This is a genomic window from Comamonas guangdongensis, assembly GCF_041079535.1.
GTDB classification, from domain to species: Bacteria; Pseudomonadota; Gammaproteobacteria; order Burkholderiales; family Burkholderiaceae_C; genus Comamonas; species Comamonas guangdongensis.
In genome coordinates this window covers 75,566-88,217 of the sequence record NZ_JBFYGN010000013.1, presented here as the reverse complement: position 1 = coordinate 88,217, position 12,652 = coordinate 75,566, and the positions used below count along the sequence as shown (strand labels likewise).

Sequence of the window (12,652 nt, the reverse complement as noted above, 5' to 3'; positions counted from 1 at the left end):
AAGCCCTCTGGCTTTTTTGCGCCCGCATGAAAGCTAAGATTCAGCCATGACCCAAGCCGACCCCAAGATCTCCACCCACCTGATCCATCACGCCTACCAGGCACCCGCGGACTTCGCGGGCCCGCAGCCCGCGGTGCACAAGGCCTCGACCGTGTTCTTCGAGAACGTCCAGGCCATGCGCCAGCGCCGCTGGCTGGACAAGAGCAGCTACACCTACGGCCTGCACGGCACGCCCACCACCTATATCCTGGAGGAGCGGCTGGCAACCCTGGAGGGCGGGCAGCAGTGCCTGCTGGTGCCCAGCGGGCTGGCGGCGATCGCCACGGTGTCGCTGGCGCTGCTCAGGACCGGCGACGAGGTGCTGATCCCCGACAACGTCTATGGCCCCAACAAGACGCTGGCCGAGGGCGAGCTGGCCCACTTCGGCATCAGCCACCAGTACTACGATCCCATGAACCTCGAGGATCTGGCCGCCAAGATCACGCCGCTGACCAAGCTGGTGTGGCTGGAGGCACCGGGCTCGGTCACCATGGAGTTCCCGGACCTGATCGCCCAGGTGCGCCTGTGCCGCGACAAAGGCGTGACCACGGTGCTGGACAACACCTGGGGCGCGGGTCTGGCCTTCAGCGCCTTCGACCTGCTCGGCGACGGCAGCCTGGGCGTGGACGTGAGCGCGCATGCGCTGACCAAGTACCCCAGCGGCGGTGGCGATGTGCTGATGGGCAGCATCGTCACGCGCAGCCAGCCGCTGCATATGCGCATCAAGCTCGCCCATATGCGCCTGGGCCTGGGCGTGGGCGCCAACGATGCCGAAGCCGTGCTGCGCAGCCTGCCCAGCATCGGCCTGCGCTATCACGCCCAGGATCGTGCGGCGCGCCAGCTGGCGCAGTGGTTGGGGACCCAGGCCGCTGTGGCCCAGGTGCTGCATCCGGCCATGGCGGAGGCCCCCGGCCATGCGCACTGGAAGCAGCTGTGCGCTAGCGAGCAGAACCCCGGCGGCGTGGCCGCAGGCCTGTTCAGCGTGGTGATCGACGCCGGTTTCGACCAGGCCGCGGTGGATTGCTTCTGCGACAGCCTGCGCCTGTTCAAGCTAGGCTACAGCTGGGGTGGCCCCGTCAGCCTGGTCGTGCCCTACGAGCTGCACTCGATGCGTAGCTGCGCCACGCCGCAGATCCGGCCGGGCACGGTGGTGCGCCTTGCCATAGGCCTTGAAGACGTGGCCGATCTGCAGGCCGATCTGGCCCAGGCCATGGCCAAGGCATTCGGCTGATGCTATTTATTTGAAAGCGCACTGCGCTTTCCAGTCAAAGGCTTGATGGCAGGTGAAGCTGCTCATCAAGCCCGTGCCGGCGCCGAGGGCTCACGAATGCATGGCGTGCGCGGTGCTGTATGCGGGCTTTCCGCAGTACGGATGACGATGGGCGGGAGTAACTTGTGACCATGGGCGCGGCAGCGCGCCGGAACAGCAAGGAGGTTCTCGCATGCAAGCATCCCCTGTTTCCGAGGTCAAGGCCGAGTCGGGCAATCTGCAGATCCGGCAGCTGCGCTGGACCCAGCCCTGGCTGTGGCTGGCCCGAGGCCTGCGCGACGTGGGACGGGCGCCCGGCATCGCGCTGTTCTACGGCCTGTGCTTCTGGGGCATGGCGCTGCTCATGGGCTGGGTGTTTCGCGCCAGCCCCGAATATGTGATGTCCATGGCCAGCGGCTGCCTGCTGGTGGGACCGTTCATGACCATGGGTCTGTATGAGGTGAGCAAGCGTCTGGAGCAGGGGCACAGGCCCAGCCTGGCGGCATCGCTGACCTGCTGGGATGCGCATCTGTCCAGCATGGGCATGCTGGTCATGGTGCTGATGGTGCTGGAGATGCTCTGGGGCCGCGCCGCCCTGGTGGTGTTTGCGGTCTCGTTCGACACAGGCATGCCGAGCACGGCCGGCATGCTGCAGACCGTGCTGCGGCCCGAGAACTGGGAATTCCTGCTGGCCTATGTCGCCGTCGGCGGCGTGTTTGCCGCGCTGGTGTTCGCCTGCACCGTGGTGGCCCTGCCCACGATTCTGGATCGCGACACCGATGCGCTGACCGCCTGCATCACCAGCATGCGCGTGGTGGGCGCGAACCTGGGGGTGATGGGGTTGTGGGGCTGCATCATCACCGTGCTGGTGACGGCGTCGCTGCTGCTCTATGGCGCGGGCCTGATTCTGGTGGGGCCGCTGCTGGGCTGCGCCAGCTGGCACGCCTACCGTGCCAGCGTGGACGGCGAGGCCCGGGAGAGCGGTGATTGAGAAGCAGAGCGAGGCCGCCATGACGCCATGGAGCTGGCTGGGCCAGCTGCTGGGCCCCGAGTCCGAAGAGGGCGAGAAAGGTCGGGATTCCCTGCTGGCCTGGACCTCGCCCAGCCGCCGAGCCGATGGCAGCAATCGTCTTTGACGACAGCTATTTCGACGAGGCGCAAGAGCCTGGCGGCGAGCCTGCCCAAGGACCCGGCCGCAGCGGCTGAGGCTTACTTCAGCAGAGGCTTGAGCTTGGGCCAGACATTGCCCAGCATCTGCGGCTGGGCCTTGGCATTGGGGTGGATGCGGTCGTTCTGGAACCATTGCTCGGCATTGGGCGCATCGCCAATGCCGGCGAGCAGAAACGGCACCAGCGGCAGCTTCTGCGCGTCGGCGATTTTCTGGAACATCTCGGCGAACTGCTCGGTATATGCGGCGCCGTAGTTGGGCGGCACCTGCATGCCGACCAGCAGCACCCGGGCCTGCGCCTCCCGGGCCGCCTTGACCATGGCTTCCAGATTGTGCTGCGTGCTCTGCAGCGCCAGGCCGCGCAGGGCATCGTTGCCGCCCAGCTCCAGAATCAGGACCGAGGGCTGGTGCTGTGCCAGCAGCGCGGTCAGGCGCGCTTTGCCGCCGGCCGTGGTTTCGCCGCTGATGCTGGCGTTGACCACCTTGCGCGGGCTCTTGTCGGCTTCGAGGCGCTGCTGCAGCAGTTGAACCCAGCCCTTGCCGCGCGTGAGGCCGTACTCGGCGCTCAGCGAGTCACCCAGCACCAGCACCGGACCCTGCGGGGGCTGGGCGGGCCTGGCCTGAGCGGAGGCTGCGGCCTGGCCGCATGTCCCCGCAATTCCCAGAGCCAGGGCAAGCGCGATACAGTGGCGGCGCTGCAGCGCAAAGCTCGGGCTGCGGCCTTTGACGTTTTTGCTGTCCAACTTATTCATGTCAGAAACTCTTGCCATTCCTTTGATTGCCGTAGAGCAGTTGTCGAAATCGGTCAGCGACTCCACGGGAGTGCTGGATATTTTGCGGGATATCAACCTGAGTTTTGCCGAAGGCGAAGCGGTTGCCATTGTGGGCGCGTCGGGTTCGGGCAAAAGCACTTTGCTGTCGATTCTGGCGGGGCTCGATACCCCCAGTCGTGGCACGGTCCGCCTGCAGGGCCAGGATCTGTTTGCGCTCAGCGAGGACGAGCGCGCGGCCATGCGGGCGCAGAAGATGGGCTTTGTGTTCCAGAGCTTCCAGCTGCTGGGCAATCTCACGGCGCTGGAGAACGTGATGTTGCCGCTGGAGCTTGCCGGTGCCCGCGATGCGCGCCTGCGCGCCACGCAGATGCTAGAGCGCGTGGGCCTGGGGCAGCGCCTGGGCCATTATCCCAAGCTGCTCTCGGGCGGGGAGCAGCAGCGCGTGGCCCTGGCGCGCGCCTTTGTGGTGGAGCCCGCGGCGCTGCTGGCGGACGAGCCCACGGGCAGCCTGGACTTCGCCACGGGGCAGACCATCATGGAGCTGATGTTCGAGTTGAACCGTGAGCGCGGCACGACGCTGATCCTGGTCACGCACGACCGCAATATCGCCGCCCAGTGCGATCGCAGCATCACCATCGAGGCCGGGTGCGTGGCCTGAAAAACGCAAAGGCCTGCATGGGGCAGGCCTTTGTTGCGGTACCGGCAGATAACTGCTTCAGATGGCGGGCACGATCTTGCCGGCCTTGCGCTGGGCCGAGCGGCAGGCGGCGGCCGTGAACAACACATCGGTGGAGGAGTTGAGCGCGGTTTCGGTCGAGTCCTGGATCACGCCAATCACATAGCCCACGCCGACCACCTGCATGGCCACATCGTTGGAGACGCCGAACAGGCTGCAGGCCAGCGGGATCAGCAGCAGCGATCCTCCTGCCACGCCCGAGGCGCCGCAGGCGCAGACCGAAGCCACCACGCACAGCAGGATGGCCGTGGGCACATCCACCGCCACGCCCAGCGTGTGGGCGGCCGCTAGCGACAGCACGCTGATGGTGATGGCCGCGCCCGCCATATTGATGGTGGCGCCCAGCGGAATGGAGATGCTGTAGGTGTCCTCGTCCAGCTCCAGCTTTTTGGCCAGTGCCAGATTCACGGGGATATTGGCGGCCGAGCTGCGTGTGAAGAAGGCCGTGACGGCGCTTTCGCGCAGGCAGGTCAGCACCAGCGGGTAGGGGTTGCGGCGGGTCTGGGTCCAGACGATGGCGGGATTGACCACCAGCGCCACGAACAGCATGCAGCCCACCAGGACCACCAGCAGGTGTGCATAGTCCTGAAGCGCATCCAGGCCGGCCGCGGAGAAGGTCGCCACCACGAGGCCGAAGATGCCGAAGGGCGCGAGACGGATCACGCCCTGGATTACGCCGGTGATGGCCTGGCCCAGGTCGTCCAGCATGGTGCGGGTGCCCGGGCTGGCATGGCGCAGCGCAATGCCCAGGGCGATGGCCCAGGCCAGAATGCCGATGTAATTGGCCTGCACCAGCGCATTCACGGGATTGTCCACCGCGCTCTTGATCACATTCATCAGCACCTGGCCGATTTCTCCGGGCACGCCCTGGGCCGCGGGCGCTTCACGGAAGTGGATCACCGAGGGAAACAGCATGCTGGCCGCCACGCCCACGCAGGCCGCAGCCAGCGTGCCCACGGCATACAGCCAGATCACGGGCTTGATCTGGGTTTCCTGGCCCGGGCGGTGGTTGCTGATGGCGGCGATGACCAGCAGGAACACCAGCACGGGTGCCACGGCCTTGAGGGCGGAGATGAACAGCGTGCCCAGCAACGAGGCCGGCTCGGCAGCCGCCGGCCAGAGCCAGGCGACGAGGCCGCCCAGTACCAGGGCAATCACGATTTGCAGCACCAGGCTGGTGCGGTTGAGCCAATCAAGCAAAGCTTTGAGCATGCTAGGAAAACGTTTGTTGTGCGATGGGATGGAGGCGAACGGGCTGGCGCTCCCCGGGGCATCGGCTTGGAGCCGGGGCGGCTGTGTTCGCGGTATGGGTTCGGTGGGGCGGCGGCAGCTCTCGTGCAAAGACCGGCCGTGCATGAAGGAGCAGTGCGGGCCAGCATGAGCCGCAGTCCGTCCCAAGGTGGCGCAGTGTAGCGGCAACGTAAAAACACAGTCGCCAGCCCTGGCTTGGTCCGCTGCGCCCCGGCTGCGGTGAAAAGCCCGGGATAATGCGGCCCCATGTCGTCCCCCAAAGTTCTTTTCGGCTTTCACGCCGTCGGCGTGCGTCTGAAAACCGCCCCCAAGTCCATCATCGAGGTTTATTTCGAGGCCACGCGCCGCGATGCGCGCATGCGCCAGTTCCTGGAGCGTGCCAAGGAAGCCGGGGTGCGCCTGATCGAGGCGGATGCCATGCGCATCGCCAAGCTCGCGGGCTCTCATGGCCACCAGGGCGTGGCCGCGCGCGTCGAAGAGGTCAAGGACAACCGCACGCTCGACGAGTTGCTCGACGACCTGGAGGCCGAAGGCGTCAAAGCGCCGCTGCTGCTGGTGCTCGATGGCGTGACCGACCCGCACAATCTGGGCGCCTGCCTGCGTGTGGCCGACGGTGCCGGCGTGCACGCGGTGATCGCGCCCAAGGACCACGCGGCCGGCATCAATGCCACCGTGGCCAAGGTGGCCAGCGGCGCGGCCGAGACCGTGCCTTATTTCATGGTGACCAATCTGGCGCGCACGCTCAAGGAGCTCAAGGAGCGCAATATCTGGATCATAGGCACCAGCGGCGATGCCGAGCAGCATCTCTATCAGGTGGACCTGAGCGGCCCCACGGCCCTGGTGCTGGGCGCCGAGGGCGATGGCATGCGCCAGCTCACGCGCAAGACCTGCGATGCGCTGGTCAGCATCCCCATGCAGGGTGCGGTGGAGAGCCTGAACGTGTCCGTGGCCAGCGGTGTCTGCCTGTACGAGGCTTTGCGCCAGCGCCTGGCCGCAGGGGTTGCGATCAAGGCCTGATTTTTCGGCGACCGTCCACCAAGGCGCGGCCGCAGATGCGGGCGCGCCTTTTTTACTGGTGCAGCGACTGGGTGGCGGCAGGGTCCCGGTGCAGCAGGTCGTGCACGGCCTGGGCCAGGTCGGGCATGGACACGGGCTTGAAAAGCACGGTGTATTCGCTGCTGTCCAGGTCCGCGGCCTGCTCGCAGTTGCGGCCCGTGGTCAGCAGCAAGGGGATGTCCACCTGCTCGGCTTTGAGCTGCCGGTGCATTTCCATGGCCGAGAGCTGGCCCGGCATCCTGGCCGTGGCGATGATGAGATCCACCCTGAGGCCGCTGTTGATATAGCGCAGAGCCACTTCGGGCTTGTAGGCGGTGGCCACCTGGTAGCCGAGTTCATAGAGCACCATGGCCATGGCGTTGCGCATGTCCAGATTGTTCTCTATGAGCAAGATGGTCTGCTGCTCGCCCTCGGCGACGGCCTGCACCGGGGGCTTGGCGGCCGAGCTTGGCTCGGCGCGCGGAAAGTACAGCCTGAAACAGCTGCCCCGGCCCCTGGTGGACTCGACTTCGATCAGTCCCTTGGCATGGTCCATGAAATTCTTCACCATGGGCAGGCCCAGGCCCGCGCCCTTGCCGTCGGGCTTGGTGGTGAAGAACATCTCGAAAATCCGCGCGCGCACGCTCTCGTCCATGCCCACGCCGTCATCGCTGACGCTGATCATCACATGCTCACCCGGGTGGCCGCCGTGATTGAGCAGTGCGTTTTCCACGCTCACGCGGATATGGCCTCTGCCGTTGACGGCGTCGCGCGCATTGATGCAGAGATTGATCAGCGAGTTCTCGAAAAACATGCGATCCACATTGATGGGCCAGAGGCCTGTCGCCATGTGGAGCTGAAACTCCGCCTCGGCGCCCACGGCGTTGCGCAGCAGCTGCTCGATATCGCGCACCAGCTGGCCCGGGTCGGCAGCGCTGAGCTCCATGGGCTTGCGGCTGCTGAAGCCCGTGAGCTGGGAGGCCAGGCGGCCGGCCTTCTTGATGGTGTCGTGGATGACTTCCACATGCTCGCGGTGCTCGGGTTCGTGGAGCTTTTTCTCCAGCAGGCCGGCATGCAGGCCGGTGATGAACAGCAGATTGTTCAGATCGTGCGCGACGCCGGCGGACAGCTTGGAGACCATGTCCAGCTTTTGCAGCTGAGCCAGGGCGGCACGGGCCTGATCCAGCTCCTGGTGGCCGCGCTTGAGCTGATGTTTGAGCGTGGCGATCTGGTCGCGGAACTGGTCCTCGGCCTGTTTGATGCCGTCGATGCCGATATTGGCTCCCACCCAGTACTGGGTCTGTCCCTCGCGGTTCTTGACCGGTGCCAGCGTGGCAAAAAACCAGTGATAGGGTCCGCCATGGCTTTTGATGCGCAGCCGGTAGCGGGTGGGTTTCTCGGTAATCAGGGCACGCGACAGGCCGGCGTTGACGCTGGCCAGATCGTCGGGATGGACGATGTCTATCCAGATGCCTTCCCTGAGGTCCAGGCGCCGGCTGTGGTTGTAGGCATACTGGGTCAGAGCCTTGTTCAGCCAGGTGACCTCGCCATGGGGCGTGGCAATCCAGACCTGATAGGGCAGGTGGTCCAGAAAGACTTCGAAGCGGTCGCTGTGCTCGAGGCCAGACGCCGGGCCTTCGCTGGGCGCCGCAGCCTCCGGCAGCACATAGCATTGCACGGCTGCGGCCTTGCCTTCGACCATGACCGGGGTGAAATGCCAGATGCCGGGGCAGGCGGGCAGGCGGGCCGTGGTTTCCATGTCGCTGGCGAGGCAGTTCTCGACGGCCTGCTGCAGCGGACCGTGCAGGCTCAAGCCCAGCGAGGGGGGCAGCCGACAGGACTGCAAATGCGCTTGCAGCGCCTTGTTGGCAAAATTCAGCTGCAGCTGGGACAGGCCGAGCAGCCCCCAGGGAAGCGCTGCATGCTCCATGGCTAGTTTCAGGGTTTGAAGAGGCTCGGATACTGTCATCTGCAGCGGCTCAGTGAAGAGGTGTTTTTCCCGGCTCTGACATTCTGCAGCCGGAGATGCAAAGTGAATTAGGTGCTCTTACCAATAAGAAACAAAATGCAACAAATCATGGATGGGATGGAGCAGGCCAGGCAGTGGATAGCCGCCGCGAAGGAGCTCGCCGTGCTCACTGGCGCCGGAGTGAGCGCCGAATCGGGCATACCCACTTTCAGGGATGACGAAACCGGCTACTGGTCGCAGTTCAGGCCCGAGGACATGGCCAGCGAAGCCGGCTACCGCCGCGATCCCGCGCATGTCTGGCGCTGGTACCAGTACCGGCGCGAGCGTGTGGCCCAGGTCGTGCCTAACGCCGGCCATGAAGCCCTGGCGCGTTGGGCACAGAGGCATCCGCAGCGCATGACTCTGGTGACCCAGAATGTCGACGGACTGCACCAGCGCGCTGGCAGCGAGGAGGTGCTGTGCCTGCATGGAGAACTCATGAAGAACCGCTGGCTCAACCGGCGCTGCGCGCAATGCGATCTGGAGCATGCGGCGCCCGGCGAGCCGCCGTCCTGCCCGGCCTGCGGCAATCTGTTGCGCCCGGCCGTGGTCTGGTTTGGCGAGACCCTGCCGGCCGGAGTCTGGGCCCGGGCCGAGCAGGCGGCCAATCGCTGCGATCTCATGCTGGTGGTTGGCACCTCGGGAGCCGTCTACCCGGCCGCGGGGCTGGCGCAGATCGCACGGCGCAACGGCGCCAGGGTGGTCATCGTCAACCCGCGCGCCAGCGAACTCGACGCCGTGGCCGACGCGCTGATCCCGCTGCCTGCGGCTCAAGCCCTGCCCGAGCTGCTGCAGGATTGAGTGCGCTGCGGTGGCCGTGCCGTGCCGGGCGGGGCGCGCGGTCCGCCCGGCCTATTCGCTGGCACGAGAAAATCGTCCAGCCGGGACCGGGATCAAAGCCCCTCGTCCGCCATCTCGCCCTGGCGGTAGGTGGCGTAGACGATCACAGGTATCCCGAGATCGCCCAGATATTGCCGGATCAGCGGGCTGACCTCCGCCCATTCCAGGCTGCCGACGCCCGTGGCAAGCCGCGGCAGCGCCACGCTGGAAATATTCTCCTGCCTGACCAGCTTGGCCAGATTCTGCAGCGCGCGGCGTACGTTCTCTATGCTGGCCTTGGCGGGCCTGGCCGACGGGCCCTGGCCCAGGGTGTCCTGGGTGATCAGGTTCAGGATTTTGCGGGTGCCGCCGCCATCCTGTATGCCGGTCCAGAACCAGACCTCTCCGCTGGCAATGGCCCTGGAGCGGGTGTGATGCCTGAAGTCGCGCACCAGCGAGGGCCAGCGCTCGCGCAGCGCCAAAGCCAGGCCGCTGTCGAACGGGTCCTGTGCGGAAATCCCATGCGCCAGCAGATCCGCCCGGCTGAGCAAAATATCGCCGCTAACTTCCTTGATCAATGGGAGCCTCCTTTCGGGAGTTGCTGCAACGCTAACCAATATCCCGGGCTTTGGCGTGGCGGCTTTGATGGTGGGCCGGGTTGATATGAATGCCTGCCCGCGGCCCGTCAATACCGGCATGGGCCATGCGCTGCCGCTAGCCGAGTGTGGCCGCCAGGGCCTGCAGCTGGTCGGCGCAGATATTCCAGCCCTGCTCGAAGCCCATGGCGATATGCTGCTGGCGCGCATCCTCGGTCCAGTGGCGCGCCAGGGCCGTATAGCGGGTCTGGCCGTCCTCGGGCTCAAAGCTGATGATGGCAGTCATGAAAGGCTTGTCCGCGGGCGTCCAGCCCGGGCCGTAGGCATCGGTAAAGACCAGGCGCTGATCGGTAACGACTTCCAGATAAGTGCCTAGGTTGGGGTATTCATTGCCGTCGGGGTCGCGCATGACGACCAGGCTTTGCCCGCCGGGGCGCACATCCATTTCGGCATGGGCAATGGTCCAGGGCCTGGGCACAAACCACTGCTTGAGCAGCTCGGGCTCGGTCCAGCAGCGAAACAGCGTGTGCGCGCTGGCCGGGATCAGGCGGGTGATGAGCAGATCGTTGGCATGTTCGGTCACGGGAGCGTTGTCGGTCATGGCGGGCTCCTTGTACGGCTTGGCGAATGCTAGGGCATGTGCCGGCGTCAGTGTTCCGCACTGGCGTTGCTCAGCTGTTGCAGCGCGGCGTCATCGAGCTGCAGGCGGGCCGCGCGCAGCAGCGACTGCAGCTGCTCCAGGCTGGTGGCGCTGGCGATGGGGGCGGCCACGGCGGGCTGGCGCAGCAGCCAGGCCAGCGCCACCTCGCTGGGCTGGGCCTGCAGGCGGGCAGCCACGGCGTCGAGCGCATCGAGAATCGCCAGGCCGCGCGGGTTCAGGTATTTGCCCACGGTGCTCGGTCCGCGTGCGCTCTTGGCCGCGTCTTCGGGGCGCCGGTATTTGCCGCTCAGAAAGCCCGCGGCCAGTGCATAGAAGTTGATGACGCCCAGGCCCTGGGCGGCGCACAGCGGCTGCAGCCCGGTCTCGAACACGGCCCGGTCGTAGAGGTTGTAGAGCGGCTGCAGGCTTTCGTAGCGGGCCAGGCCCAGTGTCTCGCTGGTCTGCAGCGCCTCGGCCAGGCGCGCGGCGCCGTAGTTGGAGGCGCCTATGGCCCGTACCTTGCCGGCCTTGATCAGCTCGTCGAAGGTGCCCAGCACCTCGGCCAGAGGCACGCTCTGGTCGTCGTCGTGCGCTTGGTAGAGGTCGATGTAGTCGGTCTGCAGGCGTTTGAGCGAGGCGTCCACGGCCTGGCGTATGTATGCGGGGCGCAGGCCTATCCGGCCATCGCCCATGTCCTTGCCCACCTTGGTGGCCAGTACCAGTTGCCCGCGCCGGCCGGACTTCTTGAGCCACTGGCCGATGATGGTCTCGGATTCGCCGCCCGCATGGCCGCCGACCCAGCGCGAATACACATCGGCCGTGTCGACAAAATTCATGCCCGCATCCAGCCAGGCGTCCAGCAGGGCGAAGCTGGCGGCAGCGTCCACGGTCCAGCCGAACACATTGCCGCCAAAGCACAGCGGCGAAACCTGTAGGCTGGAGCGGCCCAGGGGGCGCAGGGGAAAGGCGGTGTTGCTCATGGCTGTCCTCTATGTACTTGATAGCTGATAGCGCTTGCCGGACATCGGATTGAGGCTGATTTATGGCCAGGTTGTCAAGCCGAGGGTCCGCAGCGACTACCGCCTTTTTACACCCAGGCCAGCGCTCCCAACAGAGCTCCCGTGGCCAGCAGCCACAGCAGGTGGATGCGCGTGCGCCAGACCAGCAGCGTGCAGACCAGGCTCAGCAGCCACAGCCGCCAGTCCCGGGCCGGCTGGCCGCTGGCGCTGCCCAGCAGCCAGCCCGTGGCCAGCAGCAGACCTATCACCAGCGGTGCCATGCCTTGCTTGAAGGCGCGCACGCCACGCTTGTCGCGGTTGCGCTGGCCCCAGCGCGAGGCCTGCCAGGTCAGCAGCGAGCTGGGCAGCAGAATGCCGGCCATGCAGACGGCCACGCCCAGCGCTCCCAGCGACCAGGCCAGCGGGCCGCTGCCGCCGCCGGCGTTCAGCCCCACGTTCCAGCCCAGCAGCGCGATGAACAGCACGTTCGGGCCGGGGGCGGCCTGGGCGATGGCGATGGAGCTGGTGAACTGCGTGTCCGTGAGCCAGTGATTGCCGTCGACGAGAAAGCGGTGCATATCGGGCGCCGTGGCGATGGCGCCGCCCACGGCCATCAGCGACAGGGACAGAAAATAGGCAAACAGGTGCAGCCAGTCCTGGGTCTGCAACTGGATCAGCAGGGGAGTCATGCGAGTCTCCGGTAGGTCAGCGCGCAGCCCGTGCCGCCCACCAGCAGCAGCGCCCAGAACAGCGGCAGGCGCAGCACCGCGACCAGCACAAAGGCCGCCAGCGCCAGGCCGGCGCAATACCATTTGCCCAGAGGATGCAGGCGCAGCGTGGCCGCAAGCTTGAGTCCCATGCCCGCGACCAGCCCGGCCGCCACGGCGCCCATGCCGCGCAGCGCACCGGCGACGGCAGCGTGATCCGCGAACTGCGTGTAGATCAGCGTCAGGCTGATGACCACCAGCATGGGAAAGGCCAGCATGCCGAGCAAGCCCACCAGGGCGCCGCGCCAGCCGAAATAGCGCTCGCCGAGCATGATGGACAGATTGACCACGTTCGGGCCGGGCATGATCTGGGCCACGGCCCAATCCTCGATGAACTCCTCGTTGCTCAGCCAGCCGCGCTTTTCCACCAGCTCGCGCTGCACCACGGCCAGCACGCCGCCAAAGCCCTGCAGGGCCAGAAAGGTCAGAGACCAGAAGAGCTCGCGCAGACTGTGTGGGCGCGGCCGCTCGGCCGTCGTGCTAGGAGCAGGGGTCATGCCAGGGTTCATTGGTGGTGCGCATGCAGTCGGCGCAAGATGCTATAAATTATGAATTGATTGGGCGGCCCGAAAC

At 66.2% G+C, this 12,652-nt stretch carries 14 protein-coding genes; 6 read left to right on the top strand and 8 right to left on the bottom strand.

The window, feature by feature from the left end; genetic code table 11:
• Positions 1 to 46 precede the first annotated feature (46 nt).
• The 3 genes from AB6724_RS12940 to AB6724_RS12930 all read left to right on the top strand — a co-directional run bounded on the left by AB6724_RS12940 (position 47) and on the right by AB6724_RS12930 (position 2,424).
• Positions 47 to 1,270, top strand: coding sequence for a PLP-dependent transferase (locus tag AB6724_RS12940; protein ID WP_369338937.1), 1,224 nt, complete (start codon positions 47 to 49; stop codon positions 1,268 to 1,270).
• A gap of 211 nt (positions 1,271 to 1,481) precedes the next feature.
• On the top strand, positions 1,482 to 2,279 hold the full coding sequence (locus AB6724_RS12935) for a DUF2189 domain-containing protein (protein WP_369338936.1): 798 nt from the start codon (positions 1,482 to 1,484) through the stop codon (positions 2,277 to 2,279).
• Positions 2,272 to 2,424 (top strand): hypothetical protein, encoded by a 153-nt coding sequence (locus tag AB6724_RS12930; RefSeq protein WP_369338935.1) that lies wholly within the window; start codon positions 2,272 to 2,274, stop codon positions 2,422 to 2,424. The genes AB6724_RS12935 and AB6724_RS12930 overlap by 8 nt, the downstream gene beginning before the upstream one ends.
• 73 nt (positions 2,425 to 2,497) lie before the next feature.
• Here AB6724_RS12930 and AB6724_RS12925 read toward each other — a convergent pair whose 3' ends face one another.
• Positions 2,498 to 3,208 carry an arylesterase gene (locus AB6724_RS12925; RefSeq protein ID WP_369338934.1) on the bottom strand — a complete coding sequence of 237 codons (711 nt, stop codon included), beginning with the start codon at positions 3,206 to 3,208 and terminating at the stop codon, positions 2,498 to 2,500.
• On the opposite strand from AB6724_RS12925, the gene AB6724_RS12920 reads away from it, so the two are divergent.
• Positions 3,207 to 3,887, top strand: a complete 681-nt coding sequence (locus AB6724_RS12920; RefSeq protein ID WP_369338933.1) for an ABC transporter ATP-binding protein — start codon at positions 3,207 to 3,209, stop codon at positions 3,885 to 3,887. The two genes, AB6724_RS12925 and AB6724_RS12920, sit on opposite strands and share 2 nt — an antisense overlap.
• Before the next feature lie 57 nt (positions 3,888 to 3,944).
• Here AB6724_RS12920 and sstT read toward each other — a convergent pair whose 3' ends face one another.
• On the bottom strand, positions 3,945 to 5,177 hold the full coding sequence (sstT, locus tag AB6724_RS12915; protein ID WP_369338932.1) for a serine/threonine transporter SstT: 1,233 nt from the start codon (positions 5,175 to 5,177) through the stop codon (positions 3,945 to 3,947).
• 285 nt (positions 5,178 to 5,462) lie between these two features.
• Between sstT and rlmB the strand changes: the two genes are divergently transcribed.
• The gene (gene rlmB / locus AB6724_RS12910) at positions 5,463 to 6,233 is read left to right on the top strand and encodes a 23S rRNA (guanosine(2251)-2'-O)-methyltransferase RlmB (protein WP_369338931.1); all 771 of its coding nucleotides are present in this window, start codon (positions 5,463 to 5,465) and stop codon (positions 6,231 to 6,233) included.
• Between the two features lie 52 nt (positions 6,234 to 6,285).
• Here the strand turns inward: rlmB and AB6724_RS12905 are convergent, their stop codons facing one another.
• Positions 6,286 to 8,220, bottom strand: coding sequence for an ATP-binding protein (locus tag AB6724_RS12905; RefSeq protein ID WP_369338930.1), 1,935 nt, complete (start codon positions 8,218 to 8,220; stop codon positions 6,286 to 6,288).
• A 96-nt stretch (positions 8,221 to 8,316) separates the two neighbouring features.
• On the opposite strand from AB6724_RS12905, the gene AB6724_RS12900 reads away from it, so the two are divergent.
• A complete protein-coding gene (locus tag AB6724_RS12900; protein WP_369338929.1) occupies positions 8,317 to 9,060 on the top strand; it encodes an SIR2 family NAD-dependent protein deacylase in 744 nt (247 codons plus the stop codon).
• Between the two features lie 92 nt (positions 9,061 to 9,152).
• Here the strand turns inward: AB6724_RS12900 and AB6724_RS12895 are convergent, their stop codons facing one another.
• The 5 genes from AB6724_RS12895 to AB6724_RS12875 form a co-directional block, all read right to left on the bottom strand.
• A complete protein-coding gene (locus tag AB6724_RS12895; protein WP_369338928.1) occupies positions 9,153 to 9,656 on the bottom strand; it encodes a macro domain-containing protein in 504 nt (167 codons plus the stop codon).
• Between the two features lie 136 nt (positions 9,657 to 9,792).
• The gene (locus tag AB6724_RS12890; protein ID WP_369338927.1) at positions 9,793 to 10,275 is read right to left on the bottom strand and encodes an SRPBCC family protein; all 483 of its coding nucleotides are present in this window, start codon (positions 10,273 to 10,275) and stop codon (positions 9,793 to 9,795) included.
• A 47-nt stretch (positions 10,276 to 10,322) separates the two neighbouring features.
• Positions 10,323 to 11,294: an aldo/keto reductase gene (locus tag AB6724_RS12885; RefSeq protein WP_369338926.1), complete on the bottom strand. Its 972-nt coding sequence runs from the start codon at positions 11,292 to 11,294 to the stop codon at positions 10,323 to 10,325.
• A gap of 107 nt (positions 11,295 to 11,401) precedes the next feature.
• The gene (locus tag AB6724_RS12880) at positions 11,402 to 12,001 is read right to left on the bottom strand and encodes a chromate transporter (protein ID WP_369338925.1); all 600 of its coding nucleotides are present in this window, start codon (positions 11,999 to 12,001) and stop codon (positions 11,402 to 11,404) included.
• Entirely contained in the window at positions 11,998 to 12,576 is a 579-nt protein-coding gene (locus tag AB6724_RS12875; RefSeq protein ID WP_369338924.1) for a chromate transporter, read from the bottom strand. The genes AB6724_RS12880 and AB6724_RS12875 overlap by 4 nt, the downstream gene beginning before the upstream one ends.
• Positions 12,577 to 12,652 lie beyond the last annotated feature (76 nt).

What these genes read in the sequence shown, in the direction of transcription:
- AB6724_RS12940 (WP_369338937.1), top strand. Translation starts at nt 47, where the DNA reads ATGACCCAAGCCGACCCCAAGATCTCCACCCACCTGATCCATCACGCC.
- AB6724_RS12935 (WP_369338936.1), top strand. Translation starts at nt 1,482, where the DNA reads ATGCAAGCATCCCCTGTTTCCGAGGTCAAGGCCGAGTCGGGCAATCTG.
- AB6724_RS12920 (WP_369338933.1), top strand. Translation starts at nt 3,207, where the DNA reads ATGTCAGAAACTCTTGCCATTCCTTTGATTGCCGTAGAGCAGTTGTCG.
- AB6724_RS12925 (WP_369338934.1), bottom strand. Translation starts at nt 3,208, where the DNA reads ATGAATAAGTTGGACAGCAAAAACGTCAAAGGCCGCAGCCCGAGCTTT.
- sstT (WP_369338932.1), bottom strand. Translation starts at nt 5,177, where the DNA reads ATGCTCAAAGCTTTGCTTGATTGGCTCAACCGCACCAGCCTGGTGCTG.
- rlmB (WP_369338931.1), top strand. Translation starts at nt 5,463, where the DNA reads ATGTCGTCCCCCAAAGTTCTTTTCGGCTTTCACGCCGTCGGCGTGCGT.
- AB6724_RS12905 (WP_369338930.1), bottom strand. Translation starts at nt 8,220, where the DNA reads ATGACAGTATCCGAGCCTCTTCAAACCCTGAAACTAGCCATGGAGCAT.
- AB6724_RS12900 (WP_369338929.1), top strand. Translation starts at nt 8,317, where the DNA reads ATGCAACAAATCATGGATGGGATGGAGCAGGCCAGGCAGTGGATAGCC.
- AB6724_RS12890 (WP_369338927.1), bottom strand. Translation starts at nt 10,275, where the DNA reads ATGACCGACAACGCTCCCGTGACCGAACATGCCAACGATCTGCTCATC.
- AB6724_RS12885 (WP_369338926.1), bottom strand. Translation starts at nt 11,294, where the DNA reads ATGAGCAACACCGCCTTTCCCCTGCGCCCCCTGGGCCGCTCCAGCCTA.
- AB6724_RS12880 (WP_369338925.1), bottom strand. Translation starts at nt 12,001, where the DNA reads ATGACTCCCCTGCTGATCCAGTTGCAGACCCAGGACTGGCTGCACCTG.
- AB6724_RS12875 (WP_369338924.1), bottom strand. Translation starts at nt 12,576, where the DNA reads ATGACCCCTGCTCCTAGCACGACGGCCGAGCGGCCGCGCCCACACAGT.